The sequence below is a fragment of the Prochlorococcus marinus str. MIT 9302 genome, assembly GCF_000759975.1.
Lineage (GTDB): Bacteria > Cyanobacteriota > Cyanobacteriia > PCC-6307 > Cyanobiaceae > Prochlorococcus_A > Prochlorococcus_A marinus_M.
In genome coordinates, this window is record NZ_JNAM01000009.1 from 1 (window position 1) to 19,736 (window position 19,736).

Genomic DNA, 19,736 nt, shown 5'->3' on the forward strand with positions numbered 1-19,736 from the left:
GTAGTACCAGGATGGGATGTAGAAGTAGGTTACAGACTCCCTAATAATCCAGAACTTGCCTTTTTTGTTAGAGGATTTAACTGGGATTACAAATATACACAAGACAATTCTGGATTAGAAGGAGCAGTGAGTTGGCAAGCTACTCCGCACGTTGGTTTAGAAGCTTATGTATCGAATGAAATCTCAGCAGCATCAACAACAGCTAATAATGACCTACCAGGAACAGATGAAACTTTCTTTGGTCTAAGGATGAATATCACAGGTAATCCAGTCAAGTTTGAAAAAGCCAACTACAAGAAAAACATGATTACTCAAATGACTCAACCAGTAAAACGTAAATATGATGTACTTCTTGAGAGGTCCAGTGGCAATTTCTCAGTACGAGGAACCTAAATAAACACAAACTTTAATCAACTACTTAATTCACAATCAACAAATGTATTCCAAGAATTTTCTAAAATCTCTTTTTACAGCAGGAATTAGTATTGCAGGAATATCCTTTTCTGCATTAATTTCATCACAACAAAAAGTACATGCTTATTCAGGTAATCCCTGCGCAGCTGAAGGAAGTACTGCTTCTGAAGGAGCTATGTCTGCAGATTGTGATGGGACTCCAGAAGTTATGAAAGTTAAGTTTTTCGAATTCGGCTTATGTACAAGTGATCCTTTAACCAGCTCAACTTTTAGTAGAGCAAATTGTGAAAAGGCGTGGGAAAGCGAAGCAGGCATAACAGTAGATATTCCTGCATGCATGTCAACAGATGGCTGTACACTTCAAGGAGAGGTTATCAGACCAGCTAACGGTACTTATTCTCATGTTTATTTAATCGCTAACACTCACTGGGATATAAAAGGAAGAGTTTACTATAACAACGAAACTTACTATACGACCTCTGTTGACAAGGCAGAGAGTGCATTCTATAACTATTCAACTCCAACAAATAATGTCAATAATTATGAGACTTATACCAATAAAATGACTTCAATGGGTGGTAGTGGCTGGGGTGCTAATGGTTGCTTTGATTGGAGCGAAAGCATAGACGGTCAGACCCCAAAAGCAGTTTTGACAAATAATCTTTTAGTTACAGCAACGAATCAAGCTGAATGTACTGCCTCAACAAAACTAATTGGTAGCTCAGATCTTGCGACTCCAATCACTATTACTAGCAAAACTAGAAATTATCAATTAACGTGGGATGTAACCTATAAAGGACTATGGGTAGATCATGATGCAGGAAATGATCCAGATGGGATAGGAGCAGGACCTTTTAGTGTGGATTTAACCGTTTCTGAATAATTCTATTTATTTCAGTTAGGGAATAAAAATTATATCTTAAATGAATATGATTAATAAGATTCATTTGAATCTTTTAGCTATGAATATTGATAGGATATCTCACGAAACAATTTATTTAGCCATATTTATTTTCTGTCTATTGTCAATCAAGAAAATAAGAATTTAACCTATAATAAAGTTTAAAAAATTTCTCATAATCAAAAGACTTTAGTGAGATTAGAGAAAACAGAAAATATCGAACTGAAGTTTAAATTAACTTAATTATTATTTTTGTAGCTAAGAAATAAGGATTTTTAGCGAGAAATCAATAAATTTTTAGTGACAAGATAGCGACAAAAATAGTTTTCTAGCCTTAAAAGTGATTTTTTATAAAATATTTAGCTATTTGGTCTTTTATAGATGACTGTTATGAACTAAGATCTTATGAGCGGGGCGTGGCGCAGCTTGGTAGCGCGGGTGCTTTGGGAGCACTAGGTCGCAGGTTCGAATCCTGTCGCCCCGACCATTTAAAAACCAAGTCATACTAGCGAGTCTCCCAACTCGCTTTTTTATTGCCAACACTTAGAAAGATGAGACTGAGCGAGCTTTGAGCGAGGATTTGCAATACCTTGCATAACTTTACAACCTCATGTCTCTAAAACTTAAGTTACTTGAATTAATATAATCCCATTTAATGAGATAAAAATTGATCCTAATTAATTTCTTTTTCCATCTTTGGAATTTTTCGTTGAGTAATCCAAAACCCAATAAATAAAGAAATTGGAATTATCCAGTAGAAAAATGGTCCTGACCCTAAGCCAGCGCTCATAACCAAATTAGTTATTAATACCAAAACAATACTTATAACTTTTAAAAATATGTTTCCTGATGAATTAAACCAGATAGTCGGAATGATTGTGCCAAGTACTGGAACAAGTATAAGAATTAATGGAGAGATCGAACCTTTAATTAGCATCAATAAGAACGGAGCGATGACACCAATCAAGTAACCTAGAGTTGTAAGTAGATTACCTATAAGTTTTGTAGTCTCAAACTGTGCTTGATTCCTTATTTGTTGACTCATCTGAGCATCTTGCAAAGCAGAATTGATTTGATCTCTTGATTTCGGGTCTTCCATTAAAAACGCTAGATTAATCTATTTAATTAATTATTAAGGCAATTTATAGAAAATCAAACTTTAAAATCCTAATTTAATAAATCAGAAATATAGATAAAAGGATTTTGTAAAAAAAATAAAACTAACTATTCTTATGAACAAAAACTTTATGTTCAACCCAAGCGCTGAGCTTCTTAACTAATGAATTATTACGCTCTAACCATATTGCAAATAAATATTCTTCTATTTCTTTATTAGTTTTATTTTTATCATTAATTATTTCCTGTATATATTCCTTAGAGTAGTGCTTATTTAAAAATTCCATTACTGCATCTTTTTGAGTAGAGACTGCATCGGAAAGGTCAATCTCCTTAGATTTCGATTGGTTATCTAGGGAGCTATATATAGCCATGAAGGAACCAGAAGAACATTTCTCTCCATATGTATCAACAATTAAATTAAAGGCAGATTCAGAAGAAATCTCTGATTTTTTAACCTTTGCATAAATTTCTACAGCAGCTTTAAAAGATTGATCCTCTATCTCTTCATTCGCAATAGTTGAAGCCCATTTAGACCATGTATCTGCCTTGCCACAATCATTTTCATAAAGATATTTACCGTAGTTTAAAGCTCCAAGCTCTTCAATCTTTAATGGTTCAGGGAAAGAACATTCATTGTTTATGTCTGTCTTAATTACAATTTCTCCGAAGCAAATAAATCCACCATTATCGATATATTGGCAGACAAAAGGGTTAGTAATATGAAATATATGTCCTAGTTCATCTAATTCCTCAGGAACTTTTTCCATTGGTATACATGCAATTTGGCCACTATCAACAAGGTATTGATTAGATTTCTGATCCTCAAAGACTCCATCCCCTAAAGCAGTTTCAAAGAAAGCGAACGGCATCCCATTTTTTGAATAAAAGCATCCACCATTCGAAGAATCGTTTAATTTATTGCGAAAATTACCTTGAATATTAATAGGGTCACCAATCCAGTAATATCCTCCGGGTAAGATTCCTAAAGTATCATTTCCTTCTACATAATCGAAGTCTAATTCAGAATCCTCTTTTGAGATTGGACGTGTTGCTAAATTCTCTAATAGTTCAACTGGTAATTCATGAAACTTTATTAAATCAGTCTTATCCATATAATTTAGTTTTTCGCCAACTTCTTTTACTCCATTAACTTCTAGGACGGATATACCATTACCTATTTTGTAGTTAAAAAAACTCTCCAACTGAGAAGAATCTAAGAATTTATTTAGAACATCATTTTTAAAGTAATATTTATTGACTTGTTCTGCAGTGATAATCCAGATTTTATTTTTAAAGAACCAGTATTTCTTTTTACTCCAACTCTCATAATCATTTAACTTATACAAGTCCTCTGAACATGCGATTTCCCAACATTTACTGAAAATCGAATATGTATATTCACTATCAAATGATTTTAAAAAGCTCTCTTTTGAATTAAAAGCATGTAATTCACTATCTGGACCAATATTCCATTCACTCTCTAACCATTCAGGATCGTCGTTGGCAAAACTTTTATCATATAAAAGATCCCTCATCCATTTAGTAAAATTTTCTGGCGAGCTAACATCTTTGTAACTGCTTAAAAGAAAAGAATAAAAATCCTTCTCATTTTCATCAGTTGCATCATCTTCCATTACCCACGCTAATCTCTTTAATGCTTTAAAAGTTGCCCAAGTTTTAAAAGTTGGGTTGAAATTGTCTAATTTGGTTTCAAGAACATTTTGAATAGCATCTCTACGAATCGGTTTTTTCTCGACATTATCTACAGATTTTTCACTCTCATCTTCATTTGTTAGATTATTTTTCGTTTCATTAGAAATAGAATTTATTCTCTTTAGAACGTCTTTTGCTGATTCATTTCCTAAATCAGCTGATTTATTCATATCTTTAAAGGCCCCTTCTGAATCATTTATTGCAAGCTTTGCATTCGCACGATTATAAAAAGCGATCGAATATTCAGTAGGATTCTTTTCCAGAACTATATCGTAATCAGATATGGCACCTAAAAAATCTTCTGATTCGTATTTAGTATTGGCTCGACAAAGATATGTATATGTTGGATCATTTTCGTCCATATCTATAGCACTAGTAAAAGCAGCAATGGAACCCGAAAAATCTTTTATTTTTTGTTTTGCAATTCCCAATCCAAAATAACAATTTATTATCCCTTGCTTATTTGGAGACAACTTTAGAGCTTTTTTTAAATTATTAATGGCATTTGTATTATCATTATTTTTGATTTGTTCTCTAGCTAAGTTCAAAAATTCATTGAAGTTTTTATTAGTTCCATCAACTCCCATAGAGGAATCTTTTTGAGTAGATCCGCTTGATAAGTTATCTTTATTTTTAAAATATATATTTAGCAATTCCTTCGCATCATCATTTCCACGACCTGCCGCTATCTTAAAGTCATTGAAAGCTCCTTCTTTGTCATTTATTTGTAGCTTTGCTAATCCTCTATATTTATGAAAAATACTATTATTCAAGTCATTATCTAATTCTATAGATTTAGTGAAGTCATTTATAGCAGATTCCATATAGCCTGACTCATAGAAGCATCTAGCTCTTGCAACATATAGTAAAAGGTTATCTTTATGAATTTCTAGACCTTTATTCGCCTGGATAATACCTTCTTGAAATTGCTTTAGTTCAATTTTTTTATTAACACTTCCAATAATTGCTAAAGCATTATTGTTTCTCTTATTCAAAGCTTCATTAATAGCTTCCTCGATCTCCTTTTGTGTGAGGTCATCATCTAATGACCATTTTGTTGTTTGATTATTAATAAAATCCTTAAGAAAGCCCTGTCCTGTTTTACTATCTCTTGGTTGTCTTTCTAATCCTTTAATAATCTGATTTACAAAATTTTGTATTATTTTTTTTTCCTTACAGTCTTTTTCTCCATATGCAGAAAAATAATAATTTAATAGCGAGGAAAATGTTTCTATTTTTTTATCATCAAGATGAGAAATCGTATTAGCAAGAGTATCCGTAACGAATAAATCATATTTACCAGAGAACAAAAATACATTAAAGTCTCTTATTACTTTTTCAGGAGGTAAATCTTTAACTTCAGGATTCCAAGTATCAACTAAAAATGTTAAATCAATTAATAAGCCCTTAATTATATCTTTTGAAGCCATTGTGGCATCGAGAACGTTCCCTGAACCAGCTCCCATTTTTCCGTTCAGTCGATCCATAGTAGAACGCAAATTAAATCTAGCTGATGCTGCCTGTAAACCCTTGAACACTCTTTGATTTGTTTGATTTCTATAAATTGTACATTCAATCTAATAATTTGATTTTTATATAACAAACATTAAACCTAGTGCCTTATGAGCACTAGGTTGCTTGTGAGCGAGATTTGAGCGAGATTTTGCATATTTATGCAATACCTTGCTATATATTCCAACTTTTTGAGACTCAGATATTTCCCTTTAGTAGCAACTAATAAGCTATAGCCTCACTTGTTTATTTGGCCTACTGTCGCAAATTGCGTAACGGGTGCTTTGGGAGCACTAGGTCGCAGGTTCGAATCCTGTCGCCCCGACTCTTAAAAACCAAGTCATACTAGCGAATTACCCAGACTCGCTTTTTTATTGGAAATTATGACGGAAAGCAATTCCGTCAAAAATACGTCAACTGCGTGGTTATTCTGAGTAATTCGTAGATATTCTTAGTTATTCCTAAAGGATTTTTCAAGGATAGGTACTTTATCTAAAAAAAGTAGTTAATTGCTCCCTAGTTTAGATCGACAAAAAGAAGCACTTAGCTATTTTTAATATGCATATCAGTTGTAAGTTTCGAAATCTAGGATAGCTTGGTTTAGAATATTTTCTGCCTCAAAAACAGCGCCATAACCGTTTGTTTTAATCTCGCCAGGACCTTTATAACTTTCAAACCATTTCTCAATAATACTTAAAGCTCCAGGAAACTCTTCTTTCAGTTCTTCAACAGAGTTTGCCTTGTAAAGAGGAGAGTCTTTTTGAATCATCAACAATTTATCATCTATCTCTCCACCGTCTAACATTTTCAGCACACCTATAACTTTTCCACTTACAATATTGCCCCTTGGTATGTAAGATCCAATTAAAATTACATCTAAGGGATCACCATCACCGCCTTTATCTTTGGATAATAATGTTCTTGGTATCATTCCGTAGTTTGTTGGATAACCCAAAAATTTAACAATTCTGGGTTTGCCTTTTTTAAATTCCCACTCAATATCACCAGTTTCTTTGGAAACTTCCCACTTTTCGTTTGTACCAGTTGGTATTTCAACTACTACATTTACCGTTCCATCAGAGTTGATTGGCTCAATGTCCCTCAAGTAGTTCAAACCTGATGACAAAGAGTATTCTGATTTATATTGGATCTGAATTTTATCGTAACCATCTGATGAAACATCTTTTGATTTGTTTCCGCAACTCGAAATACTTGCACTAAGAATGGATAAACCTAGAATAATCTTTAGAAATTTTCTCATTAAAAATATGAAATTTATCTAAATACAAAATGATCGGTAAAGATTAAACAAACTATAAAAATAGGTTAAATTATATTTAACAAGCAGATAGGGAAAGACTACAAGCCACTAATATTACTTGCTATTCCTTTAGAAATACAAAAAAAAGAGAGCTAGGGCTGCACTCCCAACTCTCCAAAAAAATACTGAGAGCATTTAAGGTCTTTCTTAATAAATGTAATGAGAACACTTATAACTTAAGGAAATTCCGTCAAAATTCCGTCAAAACCTGCTTATTTTGTCCTGACAAATCACGCATGGATAAGCAAATATTCAAATATAGCTTAAAAACCTAGTGATGCTAATGGGGTGTGCGGTGCTTTGGGAGCACTAGGTCGCAGGTTCGAATCCTGTCGCCCCGACCATTTAAAAACCAAGTCATACAAGAGAGTTTCCCAGACTCTCTTTTTTATTGCATGCTATAAGAAAAATAAGACTTAGCGATTACATAGCGATTATTTGCTACACCTTGCATAACCTTGCTGCCTTAATCGCTAAGAAACAATTATTTTTATTTAGTTCTTTAATTCTTTTTTTAAATTATGGGAGTTTAAATAATCATCCCAAAAATCTTTTCCAGGCAATTTTATTTCTATTTCTAAATCATTATTAGCTGTTAAAAATCTCAAGACTAATCTCGCATCTAAAAGTTTTAACTTGTTTCTAAGCGCACTAATTGAGTTAATACAAGTATTTTTATCAGTGAAAGATTTTTTCCAGATTTTATTTTTGTCCTTATCGAAGGTAAAGCCTTGACTTTTTATTAAATCTTTAGCCTTAATAAACTCTTTTGAGTCTAAGATTTTAATCTCTACTTTGAAATATTCACCAAAGATCTCGTAGTTCTTTTCAGCCTTATCCCACTTTGTTACCTCAGGGAGAACATTGAAGAAATCATACTGTTTTTTATTTTTATCACTTATAAAAATAAGATCTTCTTTTGCTCTTGAACAGGCTACATAAAGTAATTTAAGGTCATCTCTTATTAATGTTTCAGGAGTATCATCAAATATTCCAAGGAACTGAGATGAAGGGTGGATGTACGGGAAGTTATGTAAGTCTGGAATAATGACTGAAGTTGCTTGACTTCCTTTTGATGAGTGAGAAGTTTTTATTTGAATAAACTTTGGAGGGATTATTTTGTTGAATACCTTTTCTAAAAGCTTATTTATAAGATTTTCATTATTCTTTTGATTAGTTAATAATGAAATATTCTTAGCTTTTCCTTTAGTTATCAATTTATTAAACCTAGAAAGAATAAAATAAGAAGGCTTATCATCTTTTGGTCTTTCCTTTAAACCTAAGAACTTTCTGGAATATTCCACAATTCTCATTAAGGAAATAATAAGTTTATCCGAGTCAAATTCTTTATTCTCTATATCCTCAGGTCTAAGTTCGCTTATATCTAAATTACTAACCCTTCCTTTTAAGGATTTGTTCTCTTCACAGAGTTTTGCTAGAGCAGTATCTTCTCCTAAATATTTAGGGTTGTTTGCAATTAGTTGATTACAAAATTCAATTATTTCCTTTGCACTTCTCCTATTTTCAGTAAGTTCTAACTGTAGAGGGTTTCTATAAATTTTTGAAAATTCATTAAAAAACTTCAATTCTGAACCCATGAATCTATTTATTAATTGAATATCGTCACCAACTGTATTAACCTTAATTTTTTCTGAAAATTTTACGATATTTAAAATTATCTCCTGATATAGCTTGCTGAAGTCTTGAAACTCATCAATAAATATAAATTCTAAATTATCAAATACTAGCTCCATTCCATCCTTACAAATTTTATTAGTCCCTTTTTTTAAATAATCAATCGCTTCCCATTTAACTAAAGAAAAATTTGTTTTATTTAATGATTTCAATTTTTCTCTATAGAGTCTATAAAGCGTAGGTATCAAATCAATAAATTCTTTTTCAAGCTTATTTTGTGCTTTATAGCTATTAATAAATGCAAAAACCTCTGGTAAAGAACCGCATCTTTGTTGAGTTTTTTGAATAACGCTTTGATAAAGCTGAACAAAATACTTAAAAGATTCACTTTCCTCTTCAAAGTTAATCTTCTCAACTATTTCTTCATCAGTAAGCCTCCTAGACAAAATATTAAAATCTTTGCCTAAAGCATCATTGATTTTATTTGCAATAGTTTCATAATCTGACTCTTTATTATCTAGGAAATAGTCTCCAAATCTTTTGAAATCTCTTGGATATATCTCAATCAACTTAAGTTTCTCTTGATTTAAAAAAGCTTCTCTTTTTTTCAAAATTTCCGAATTATATTTTTTATCTCCTTCCATTCCAAAAAATTCAATCACACAATCATATTCCTCGAGATAAAAGTCAGGCTTATAATTTTTATATTCGAAATTTCCTAGTATCTTTTCATATTTAAAATCTATTTGATGTTCAAACAAGAAGTCCCCAATCCTCTTCTCTCCAAGCGATTCAACTCTTGTACCATCAATTAATTTAATGATTGAATTTTCTTTAAGCTTTATAAGTTTAGCTTCAGTAAATTTATTCCCATGATTATCAAACCAAGTTGTCCAATCTGATTGAAAAGCTTTAATAATAAAATTTTTTATTTTTGTAGATTCATTATTATCTTTTTCAAAAAGAGTTTTAATTATATTTTTAATGACATTTATTTCTCCATCTTTTTTCCCGTCGACAACATCTTGTCTAGAACCTAAAATCGCATGACATATTACGTCAAAGTTATAAACGAAATATTTGTTAGGCTTTTCAACTAATTTTGTCTTCACTTCTATATCTTCGATTTTCTCCTTTAATTCTGTTATTGCTTTTTTGTTAAAAGTAGTTATTAACATTTCTTCTGGTTTCAAACCGTAGAAATGTATCAAGAATAAAATTTTAAGAGAAATTGTTGTAGTCTTTCCACTTCCTGCTCTAGCAGTTAGTTTTATTGAGTTTTCTGTATTGATAATAAATTTTAATTGCTCAGCACTTGGTATTTGTAGAAACTTCTTTTCTTTAAACCAACTTAATGCAATTTCATTTTTAATATTATTAAGATCATTCTGGCTAATACTGATCAAAAGTTTTTCATGAATATCTTTCGCAGAAGAATTCCAATTCAATCTCTTTTCGCCTTTAGGTTCTTTTAGATAAATTTTTAGTATTTCTATATTTTTATCTGAAAATATTAGATTTTCTGACTTCTCTCTAATCAAGTCTAGAAGATCTGTAACCTTTATTGATCCATTTAAATTAATTTCATTAATATCAGGACCAGAATAAAGATCGTTACTATAACTTAGAAAAATTCTCAGAAGATTATCAATATCTTTATTACCCTTGTGTATACTTTGAAATTCCTTAATAAGCTCTTTTAATTTAATATATCTACTTTCATAAAATACTTTTATTATTTTATTAAGCCTGACTAATTCGAGATCTGAAATATCTTTAATAATCTCTTTAATAGCATCCTTATTATTTTTATTTTCTATCTTTTTGTTTTCTATTGAGTTCTCATTTAGATCTTGAAAATGTTTTTCTTTAAAGAAACCATAAATTCTTGAAAGAATAATTTCTGTTGCCTCATTTATTCGATTTTTACTTTCTTGGTCATTAATCCAAGGACTTTCTTTATCTTGTAAATGATTGTCCAGATTGATAAGTTTATCTTTTTCAATTTCTATATCAAACTCAGATAAAACTAAAAAACATGCCAGGTTAGATTCTATTTTTTTTTGATAAGTAGTTATTGATTTATTCTTATAAAATAGACTTTGTAATAAGGCAAACAACAACTCGTAAGTTAAGAAATAAATTTCCTCTTCTAGTTTCTCAATTTTTTGAAGTTCAATTTTAAATATCTCTTTTAATTCAATATTAAAGTGATGTCTGGAAGGCTCATTAATTTCCTCTTTACTTAAACCCCTTATGATCTTTAAATCTGGATTAATATCTTTAGCTGATTTAATTAAAGCGTTCAAAATATTTTCTTTATCGGAAATTATCAGAGCAATTAATTTTTTTCTCTCAATTTCATCAATTTGAGGATTTTCTCCTAAAATTTTTTCTTTTGCTTTTTTAAATATTTCCTTTAATTTATTCTTTATTTTTGATCTTCTCTTCCATATCCACTTACCTCCAAGACCCACAGCAGCAAAAGCTACCAATATTGCTTCACCTCCAATTTTTGAATTATCTTTATTCATAAATTGATGAAATATCTTTATCTAAAAAATATGCTTTGAAAACTTATTATATTTTTAATCTTACTTCTTATTCCTAAAAATATTTTTTTATTAATTATATTTTTACCAACGTTAAAAAGTTTAGAAACCCTTTTTAATAAAGAGCACCAAAACTTTATATAGATTACTTAATAGAGATGTATTAGAAGATTATGTTTATTTTGAAAAATCAGGAAGAGTTTATCTAGTATTAGAGCCGCAAAATCTTCCAACTCTTGCAGAGAAAATAAAAGCAAATATTCAAATAAGAAGAAATAATATTATCAAAAGGTTCAATTAGAAAGGTTTTATTTTTTTCTTTTTTTTAAGTAAACATCCTTAAACTTAATTTTTTCAAAAAAAATTTTTCTTTAACTTTACTTAACCATAGGTGAATATTATTTATTAAATAGAAATTGTGGGGATGTTTAAATACAGGGAATTCATTGCTCAAATCAAATATAAAGAAGTAATATCTTCACCTGTATATTTTATTCCTGTTTTGCTTTTATCCATAATGATTATTATTGAAGGTTTTCACATCTTTAATCACAAACAAAATTGCAAAACTAAAGCTGAGTGGATGGAACAATCAGGAATGACTTATGACAGGGAATCAGAAGTTAATTAATAAAATCTAAAATATAATTTATTCGCAGCAACGTTTTTTATTTGAAGAATAATCTGTCAAAGAAGTTATCCATTCCTTGATCAAAAAGAGAGCTTCTTTATTTAGGCTGTAATACACCCATCTACCTTCTTGTCTGTCTGAGATAAGACTAGCTTCCTTCAAAATTTTTATGTGATATGAAATTCTTGATTGAGATAACTTTGTTAATTTCATAATATCGCAAACACAAACTTCTCCATCCATCATTAGGTCAATTATTTCTAGCCTAAAAGGATCAGAAAATGAAACCATCAACTTAGATATATTTTCTTTTTTTACTTTGCTAATATCTTTTAACAATTTTAAAGTAATTAAATTTTCCTAAATATAGCTTAAATAAAAAAGATTTCATTAATAAAAACATCTTGATACATCAAAATATTTTGATGTATAATTTCAATAGAAAATTTCAAAGTTATGAAAATTGGAATTAATGGTTTTGGAAGAATTGGCAGATTAGTTTTCAGAGCATTATGGGATAGAGCTGATATAGAAATAACTCATATAAATGAGATAGCAGGAGATTCGAATGCTGCTGCACATCTACTCGAATTTGATTCAGTCCATGGTAGATGGTTGAAAGATATAAAGGTTAAAGGAAAAGAAATAATAATTGATGGAAAGAAATTAGCTTACACCTCTTTTAAAAATTACCTTGATGTTCCTTGGGAAAAATCTTCTGTAGATATTATTTTGGAATGTACAGGAAACAATAAAAAGCCAGACAAACTAAATCCCTACTTTGATTCTCTAGGGATGAAAAGAGTAATAGTAGCTTGTCCAGTAAAGGGAATTGTTGCAGAAGCTGAATCACTTAATGTTGTTTATGGCATAAATCAAAGTCTTTATGACCCTTCCAAACATAAATTAGTAACTGCAGCATCCTGCACTACAAATTGTTTAGCTCCGATAGTAAAGGTAATTAATGAAAATTTTTCAATTAAACACGGTGCTATTACAACTATTCACGATGTCACGAACACTCAAGTTCCTGTAGATTTTTATAAAAGTGATTTAAGGAGAGCAAGGGGATGTATGCAAAGTTTAATACCGACTACCACTGGATCTGCTAAAGCTATCGCTGAGATCTTTCCAGAATTAAAAGGAAAATTAAATGGACATGCAGTGAGAGTTCCTCTACTTAATGGTTCTTTAACTGATGCAGTTTTTGAATTAAATAAAGAAGTGACAACTGAACAAGTAAATTTGGCACTTAAGGAAGCTTCAGAAACTTATTTAAAAGGAATTCTTGGCTACGAGGAAAGACCTTTAGTTTCTGCAGATTATGTAAATGACTCTAGAAGTTCAATAGTTGATAGTTTATCAACGATGGTTGTTAATTCAAATTTATTAAAGATATACGCTTGGTATGACAACGAGTGGGGTTACAGCTGCAGACTTGCAGATCTAACTGAATATGTAATCAAAAAAGAGATTTAATTTATGTCTTTATGAAGTTATCTAATATTCAACAATATAGTGTTGTAACAGCAAACTATTGGGCGTTCACTCTCACTGACGGCGCATTAAGATTATTAGTTGTTGGTCACTTTCATGAGCTAGGTTACACAACTCTACAAATTGCTTTACTTTTCCTTTTTTATGAGTTTTTTGGAATAATTACTAATCTTTATGGTGGTTGGATAGGAGCAAGATATGGTTTAAGGCTTACTTTATGGATTGGGACTATCCTGCAAATCATCGCTCTTTTTATGCTTATTCCAGTTAAGGAAGATTGGCCAGTAATTTTTAGTGTGGCATACGTTATGGTTGCTCAAGCAGTTAGCGGGATAGCAAAAGATTTAAACAAAATGAGTGCTAAAAGTGCTGTTAAGACAGTAGTTCCAGAGACAAATGATGGCAATGATACTGGCCAAAAACAACTTTTTAAATGGGTTGCTATTTTAACTGGATCTAAAAATGCTCTTAAGGGAGTTGGCTTTTTCTTGGGTGGACTTTTATATAAGTTATTTGGATTCAATAATGCTGTAGGAATTATGGGTTTTGGACTCTGCTTAGCCTTTTTATTGACATTAATTTTGCCTGGAGAAATTGGCAAGATGAAAACCAAACCAGCTTTTAATGATCTTTTTTCAAAATCAAATGCAATAAATATTCTTTCAGCAGCAAGATTCTTTCTTTTTGGAGCAAGAGATGTTTGGTTTGTTGTAGCTCTCCCAGTATTCCTAGATATGGCATTTGGTTGGGACTACATGGAAATAGGATTATTTCTTGGGGCCTGGGTAATAGGTTATGGAATTGTTCAGGCTTCGGCTCCAGCAATTAGAAAGATGTGGGGCCAGAAAGAAAGTCCAGATCGTAAAGCTATCCAATTTTGGAGTGCCGTATTAATGGTCATACCATCTTTGATAGGAGTCGCATTATGGAGAGAAAGTTCTCCATCGATAGCAATAATTTTAGGACTTACTATTTTTGGATTTGTTTTTGCAATGAATTCCTCTACACATTCTTATATGATTTTGGCCTACTCTGATAATGAAAAAGTCAGCTTAAATGTTGGCTTCTATTACATGGCAAATGCTGCTGGAAGACTAGTTGGAACATTACTATCTGGCTTACTATTTATGATTGGGAGAAATCCAAGTATTGGTCTTCAATATTGTCTTTATTTTTCATCACTTCTAATATTATTATCTTGGATTTCGAGTCTTAAATTACCATCAATCAAACAAAGCTTATCATCACCATAAAAGCTAATTTTTAGAAATTAGAATATTTAGATGGCAAAAATATCCTTAATTGAACTTGCAAAAATTTTTCTAAAAATTGGTATTTTCAGTTTTGGAGGACCATATGCTCATATTTCTTTATTCGAAGATGAACTTATAAATAATAAAAAATTGATCTCAACCAAATCTTTTGAAAAAGGTATTGGTTTATGTCAATTGCTTCCAGGGCCAATATCCACTCAATTAGCAATATATATAGGTCTTAAAATTAATGGTTATCTTGGTGGATTGATATCCGGTATATGTTTCATTATCCCAGGATTCATTTCGGTATTAGCTCTTAGTTTTTTTTGGCAAATTTATTCTGGATCAAAATTTCTAAATGATTTAATTTATTTTAATCCTCCTATTATTGCAGGAATAATTTTTTCATTTTCATTAGTTCTTTTAAAAAAAAGATTAAAGTTAGATCGAGTATTATTCTCTAGCTCAATCTTATTTCTACTTATATTTGCAAAATATAATAGTATTCAATTTCCTCTCATAACAATTCTTACTATTGCAGGTTTGATAAATATTTTCTTACAGAAATGGAAAAATATTTTTTATAGTTTTGTTCCTTTATCTATATTTTCAACAACCTCATTTTTAACTAGCTCAATCTTTTTGGATATTGCCAAGTTTTATAATTTTTTTAAGGACTCTACAAACTCAAAGTTTTTAATAGATTATCTTAATCTATTTTTTTTCTTTTTCAAATCAGGACTTTTTATTTTTGGAGGTGGATTAGTAATCATTCCCCTAATGAGTGATTATGTTGTCTCACAAGGATGGTTAACAAATAATGAATTTATAGATGGGATAATGATTGGCCAAATAACACCTGGTCCTGTCTTATTAACTACAAGTTTTATTGGATACAAAGCTGGGTTTTCGATCGGAGGAATAAATGGAGCTTTAAAGTATTCATTTATATCAACTTTTGCAATTTTTTTACCAAGTTTTTTATTGATTTTTGTTTTTGGAAAAGGCTTCATAAAAAACAGAATTAAATCGATTAATTACTTTATCGAAGGAGTAATCAATACAATTCCAGGAGCAGTTATTTTCTCTGGCTTTAATTTAATTGAAGATAGTTATTCATCAAAATTCTTTTTAATTAGCTCTATTTTTATAGTTTTAATCTCCACACTATTATCTTTTTTTAAAATAGTTCCAACCTACATACTTATTCTTTTTTCTTTAATATTAGGTTTATCAAAATATTTGTTCGCATAAAAAATGGAGGAAATAAATTCCCCCATTTAAATGTTTGTCTTAAGATTTATTTACCGATTCTTTTTACAGCAGCTCTTGATTTCTCAAGAATATCGCCTTTCAAAGGGACAAATCCTAGTGATGGAGCTTTATCTTGATACTCATCACTTAACAATGTATTAAAGGCTTGTTTGATAGCTTTAGTGTTTCTACCATTACCTTCTTCATAGGCAAGTATCCATGTTAATGAAGCTATAGGATATGCTCCTTTTGCAGTTGGATTAGGATTTTTACCCGCAAGATTTTCATCTAAAGTAATGCCATTAAGAGCTTTTGCTCCTGCCTCAACTGTAGGCTTTACATATTCTCCAGAAAGATTCTGAAGTGCAGCAGCTTTGACATTACCTTTTATGTAAGACTGGTTAACATAACCAATTGCACCAGGAGTGTTTTGTATAACTCCAGCGACACCAGAATTACCTTTTGCACCAACGCCTGCTGGCCACTTAACTGATTTACCTGTTCCTAGTGTCCAAGTTTTTGAAAAAGCTTCCATAGAGTTAGTAAAAGCTTTGGTTGTGCCTGATCCGTCAGAACGATGTGCCCAAGTTAACTTACCTGATTTACAGCCTAATTCTTTCCAGTTTTTAACCATACCCATAGCAACTCTTACTGCTTGCTCTTGAGTAAGTTTCAAATCACAATCATAGTTATAACCAAAAGCAATAGTTCCTCCAACCATAGGAATCTGTACTAATCCTCTTGTTACCTTTGCTATATCTTTATCCTTCATAGGATCATCAGAAGCACCAAAGTTTACTGTCTGATCAATAAAAGCTTTTCTTCCAGAGCCTGAACCAACAGCTTGATAGTTTACTCTTGGCCCTCCTGAAGTGGCTAAATCTTTGAACCAACGAGTGTAAATTTTGGCAGGAAATGATGCTCCAGCACCACTTAATCTTGTTCTAGCAGAAACACTTGTGCCAGGAACACTTGTACCAGCAGCAATGGCTACTGCAGAAGTGAAAACCAAAGCTTTCTTAGCTATGTTCATGGATGTCATGATTAAATGAAAGACTACATATATATAGCACCGAATTTATACACAAATACTCATTAATTAAAATTTTATCCTGTGGTTAATTAGTTCTTAACCCCTTCTTAAACTAAATTTCAATTTAACTTATTTACGTTTGGTTTTAAAAATATTTTTAGAACAAACATATTATGGTTTTAACTTTTCTTACAAAAAATCTCGAATTAAATAGATATTTTTTTATTTAATTTAAGGGAAGTTTAAGTTCTCTTTAAGTTTTTCTATTAACTTATGATCCTTATTCATTTCTTAACCTACAACCGTTGAAATCAATAGTGGATATTAATCCATTTTTACGTGTTGAGGTTCATGAAACTTTTTCAAAAATTAATTGCTGCTCCTGCCATTATTTCTTTGGCATCAGGTTTAGCAGTAAACGCAACTGAGATCAATTCAACAGATCTTAGTGATTATTCAAACTCTAACAATCTAGTATCTTTAGGTGATTTTAAATCAGATACTTTATTCCCAGGAGATTGGGCTTACGATTCATTAAAGGATCTAACAAATAGTCCAAAATTCAATGGGAACTCAGTTTCTCGTTTAGAAGCTGCTGCTGAATTAAGTAATCTAATTGCAGGTGGTGAAGGATTAATTAACGGAGCCGCAATAGATAGGTTAAGTGATGAGCTTGGTTCTGAGTTGGCAATTATGAAAGGAAGAGTGGATGGCCTTGAATCTCGTGTAAATACAATAGAGGCTGGCAGCTTTTCATCAACCACATCAATGAAAGGAAAGGTGGAAGCAATGCTCGCAGCACAAAGTACAGATGCTGGTGCTAATGATGCAGTAATGTTCAATTATCATTATGAATTTGACTTAAATACAAGCTTCACAGGAGATGACAAATTAAATGTTGAAATTGCTGCAGGTAATCAAGTAGCAAACTCAGTTGCCGCAGCCCATGACGCATTGGGCGAAACTAGCGATAATCTAGCAATAGAAGATGTTAACTACACATTCCCATTAGGAGAATGGAAGGTTGCAGTTGGTGAATCAATGGATGCATCTAAGACTTGGCCAAATTCTTGTAAGTACGGGAATGTTGTTGACAACATTGGTGATTGTGGTGCATCAAACTCTGTTGACTTAGGTGGTGATATATCAATAAGTGCAGGTAGAGATTTTGGTGACGGATGGTCATTTGGTCTCGGAGCTTCTGCCGATGATGGTGAAACCAATGCTGGAATTTTCACAGAGGAAGGAGATGATCGCTACGGTTTGGCTTTAGGTTATGAAAATGATACTTATGGAGTAACTGTGGCATATTCCAGTATCGAAGATGGAGCAGCAAATAACAAATATGTTGGAGCGACTGCTTATTATAATGCTGAACCCTTTACGATAAGTGGAGGTTATGAATGGATGGAAGCAGATCTTGCGGCTGATGAGGATTCAAAACAGTGGACTGTCGGGATCTCAACTGAAATGGGCCCTGGAGAAATTTCTGCAGGTATTGGGACAAATGGTGCTATCGATGACAATGCTGAGGATCTTCATGCCTATGAAGTTAAATATAGCTACCCAATAAACGACTCTATTACTTTAGACTCTTTTGCTTTCATAGCTGAAACTGTTGAAGGTGTAGAAGACACAACTGGGATAGGCTTCCTTACTACATTTAAATTCTAATAAGAATAATAATATCAAAAGGAACTCCAATAAGGAGTTCCTTTTTTTTTGCCTACTTTTTTATATTTTCCCTATAAATCTGTATTAAGACACGGAAAGATAGTTTCAAAAATTGCTCCACCATCCTTATGATTAAAAGCCTTTATAAAACCTTTATTGTTATTGATTATTTTTTTTGTTATTGAAAGACCTAAACCACTACCACTTTTCTTGAATTTAGTCCTTGATGGATCACCTCTATAAAAACGAGAAAAAATATCATTAAATTCATTTTCTTCTAATCCAATACCTTTATCTCTAACTCTCATAACAACCGAGCTATCTCTTTTAAAAATTTCAATTTGAATTTCTTCATTAGCTGGGGAATAACGAATAGCATTATCCAAAATATTTATAAAAGCTCTTTTTAAATTTTCAATATCTGCAGATATAAAATATTTTGTTGGTATCAGTAGATTTATTTTTATATCTTTTTTTTCTGCAAGTGGTTTTAAGGTTTGCCAAGATTCCATCACTAAATCTGAAATAGATATTTTTTTATTTTTATTAAAAGCCTCGCTACTTTCTAGCTTAGAAAGTTCTAAAGTTTCTTCGACCATTTTTCTTAATCTTTTAGATTCTTTCTTAAGTCTTTTAACGAGATATCTATCTTTCTTTGATACTACTGATTCCAGTCTTTCGCCTATCAAAATAAGAGATGTAAGAGGTGTTTTCAGTTCATGAGACACATCATTGATTAATTGATTCTGTCTTTTTTTTATGGATTCAATTGATAATTTACTCTCCAACAATATTAAATAATTTTTTTTCCTTGCTCTAACAATATTTACAGAAATGGGTTCCCCCGAAATAGTGCAATCTAGGCTGATTGGGAAATCTTTTTTTCTTGAATATAAAATCTTATTTCTTAGTACTTCGAGCTCATTAATATCATTAATTGCTTTTCCAATAACATCTTTATATTTAATAAACTTAATGAGAGATAAACCTTTCTGATTGATAAATTTTATTGTTAGATCAGATGATAAAATCATCCATCCTTGAGATGAATAATCTAACCAAGATAAAAGTTGCTGTGGTTTAACTTTATCAAATGGAAAATCAAAAATTTGTTGGTTCTTATTTTTAGTTAATTCAATATTTTTATTATTTTTTGAAAGTCCTTTAACCTTGGTTTTCCATTTCTCATAAAAGAAAGTTAATACCTCTTGTAGCGTTTTCATT

14 protein-coding genes and 1 tRNA gene are annotated in these 19,736 nt (G+C 31.2%); 8 read left to right on the plus strand and 7 right to left on the minus strand.

Translation table 11 applies throughout. From position 1 onward, the window contains the following. The 3 genes from EU96_RS0109160 to EU96_RS04650 all read left to right on the plus strand — a co-directional run. The coding region (locus tag EU96_RS0109160) for an inverse autotransporter beta domain-containing protein (RefSeq protein ID WP_032526629.1) at window positions 1–393 on the plus strand (393 nt) is incomplete at its 5' end. A 43-nt stretch (window positions 394–436) separates the two neighbouring features. Beyond that, window positions 437–1,297, plus strand: coding sequence for a hypothetical protein (locus tag EU96_RS04655; RefSeq protein WP_032526631.1), 861 nt, complete (start codon window positions 437–439; stop codon window positions 1,295–1,297). A gap of 428 nt (window positions 1,298–1,725) precedes the next feature. Next, window positions 1,726–1,802, plus strand: a tRNA-Pro gene (locus tag EU96_RS04650). Between the two features lie 186 nt (window positions 1,803–1,988). Here EU96_RS04650 and EU96_RS0109165 read toward each other — a convergent pair. The 4 genes from EU96_RS0109165 to EU96_RS04635 form a co-directional block, all read right to left on the minus strand. Next, a complete protein-coding gene (locus EU96_RS0109165) occupies window positions 1,989–2,414 on the minus strand; it encodes a hypothetical protein (protein ID WP_032526632.1) in 426 nt (141 codons plus the stop codon). A 121-nt stretch (window positions 2,415–2,535) separates the two neighbouring features. Then, entirely contained in the window at window positions 2,536–5,685 is a 3,150-nt protein-coding gene (locus EU96_RS04645; protein WP_032526633.1) for a tetratricopeptide repeat protein, read from the minus strand. Between the two features lie 539 nt (window positions 5,686–6,224). Then, the gene (locus EU96_RS04640) at window positions 6,225–6,920 is read right to left on the minus strand and encodes an inorganic diphosphatase (RefSeq protein ID WP_032526634.1); all 696 of its coding nucleotides are present in this window, start codon (window positions 6,918–6,920) and stop codon (window positions 6,225–6,227) included. 554 nt (window positions 6,921–7,474) lie between these two features. Continuing rightward, the gene (locus tag EU96_RS04635) at window positions 7,475–11,149 is read right to left on the minus strand and encodes a UvrD-helicase domain-containing protein (protein ID WP_032526635.1); all 3,675 of its coding nucleotides are present in this window, start codon (window positions 11,147–11,149) and stop codon (window positions 7,475–7,477) included. A gap of 442 nt (window positions 11,150–11,591) precedes the next feature. Between EU96_RS04635 and EU96_RS0109175 the strand changes: the two genes are divergently transcribed. Beyond that, entirely contained in the window at window positions 11,592–11,798 is a 207-nt protein-coding gene (locus EU96_RS0109175) for a hypothetical protein (protein WP_025890999.1), read from the plus strand. 18 nt (window positions 11,799–11,816) lie between these two features. Here EU96_RS0109175 and EU96_RS04630 read toward each other — a convergent pair whose 3' ends face one another. Beyond that, window positions 11,817–12,089: an ArsR/SmtB family transcription factor gene (locus EU96_RS04630; RefSeq protein WP_052044258.1), complete on the minus strand. Its 273-nt coding sequence runs from the start codon at window positions 12,087–12,089 to the stop codon at window positions 11,817–11,819. A 165-nt stretch (window positions 12,090–12,254) separates the two neighbouring features. Here EU96_RS04630 and EU96_RS04625 point away from each other — a divergent pair, with 165 nt between their 5' ends. From EU96_RS04625 to chrA, 3 genes are read left to right on the plus strand one after another with little or no spacing between them, the layout of a single operon-like run. Then, a complete protein-coding gene (locus EU96_RS04625; RefSeq protein WP_032526637.1) occupies window positions 12,255–13,277 on the plus strand; it encodes an ArsJ-associated glyceraldehyde-3-phosphate dehydrogenase in 1,023 nt (340 codons plus the stop codon). Window positions 13,278–13,288: 11 nt separating this feature from the next. After that, window positions 13,289–14,548 carry an organoarsenical effux MFS transporter ArsJ gene (gene arsJ / locus EU96_RS04620; RefSeq protein WP_032526638.1) on the plus strand — a complete coding sequence of 420 codons (1,260 nt, stop codon included), beginning with the start codon at window positions 13,289–13,291 and terminating at the stop codon, window positions 14,546–14,548. Window positions 14,549–14,578: 30 nt separating this feature from the next. Then, complete coding sequence (gene chrA / locus EU96_RS04615) at window positions 14,579–15,805, plus strand: chromate efflux transporter (RefSeq protein WP_032526639.1); 1,227 nt, start codon at window positions 14,579–14,581, stop codon at window positions 15,803–15,805. Between the two features lie 46 nt (window positions 15,806–15,851). On the opposite strand, the gene pstS is transcribed toward chrA, so the two are convergent. After that, window positions 15,852–16,838, minus strand: a complete 987-nt coding sequence (gene pstS, locus EU96_RS04610) for a phosphate ABC transporter substrate-binding protein PstS (RefSeq protein ID WP_032526640.1) — start codon at window positions 16,836–16,838, stop codon at window positions 15,852–15,854. 351 nt (window positions 16,839–17,189) lie between these two features. Here pstS and EU96_RS04605 point away from each other — a divergent pair, with 351 nt between their 5' ends. Then, complete coding sequence (locus tag EU96_RS04605) at window positions 17,190–18,512, plus strand: porin (RefSeq protein ID WP_032526641.1); 1,323 nt, start codon at window positions 17,190–17,192, stop codon at window positions 18,510–18,512. A gap of 71 nt (window positions 18,513–18,583) precedes the next feature. Here the strand turns inward: EU96_RS04605 and EU96_RS04600 are convergent, their stop codons facing one another. Beyond that, window positions 18,584–19,735: a sensor histidine kinase gene (locus EU96_RS04600; protein WP_241434566.1), complete on the minus strand. Its 1,152-nt coding sequence runs from the start codon at window positions 19,733–19,735 to the stop codon at window positions 18,584–18,586. Between the last annotated feature and the right edge of the window lies 1 nt (window position 19,736).

Excerpts from the sequence above, each read along its gene's own strand:
- EU96_RS04600 (WP_241434566.1), bottom strand. The coding sequence starts at position 19,735 with ATGAAAACGCTACAAGAGGTATTAACTTTCTTTTATGAGAAATGGAAA.
- chrA (WP_032526639.1), top strand. The coding sequence starts at position 14,579 with ATGGCAAAAATATCCTTAATTGAACTTGCAAAAATTTTTCTAAAAATT.
- EU96_RS04640 (WP_032526634.1), bottom strand. The coding sequence starts at position 6,920 with ATGAGAAAATTTCTAAAGATTATTCTAGGTTTATCCATTCTTAGTGCA.
- EU96_RS04635 (WP_032526635.1), bottom strand. The coding sequence starts at position 11,149 with ATGAATAAAGATAATTCAAAAATTGGAGGTGAAGCAATATTGGTAGCT.
- EU96_RS04630 (WP_052044258.1), bottom strand. The coding sequence starts at position 12,089 with ATGGTTTCATTTTCTGATCCTTTTAGGCTAGAAATAATTGACCTAATG.
- arsJ (WP_032526638.1), top strand. The coding sequence starts at position 13,289 with ATGAAGTTATCTAATATTCAACAATATAGTGTTGTAACAGCAAACTAT.
- EU96_RS04605 (WP_032526641.1), top strand. The coding sequence starts at position 17,190 with ATGAAACTTTTTCAAAAATTAATTGCTGCTCCTGCCATTATTTCTTTG.
- EU96_RS0109175 (WP_025890999.1), top strand. The coding sequence starts at position 11,592 with ATGTTTAAATACAGGGAATTCATTGCTCAAATCAAATATAAAGAAGTA.
- EU96_RS04625 (WP_032526637.1), top strand. The coding sequence starts at position 12,255 with ATGAAAATTGGAATTAATGGTTTTGGAAGAATTGGCAGATTAGTTTTC.
- pstS (WP_032526640.1), bottom strand. The coding sequence starts at position 16,838 with ATGAACATAGCTAAGAAAGCTTTGGTTTTCACTTCTGCAGTAGCCATT.
- EU96_RS04655 (WP_032526631.1), top strand. The coding sequence starts at position 437 with ATGTATTCCAAGAATTTTCTAAAATCTCTTTTTACAGCAGGAATTAGT.
- EU96_RS0109165 (WP_032526632.1), bottom strand. The coding sequence starts at position 2,414 with ATGGAAGACCCGAAATCAAGAGATCAAATCAATTCTGCTTTGCAAGAT.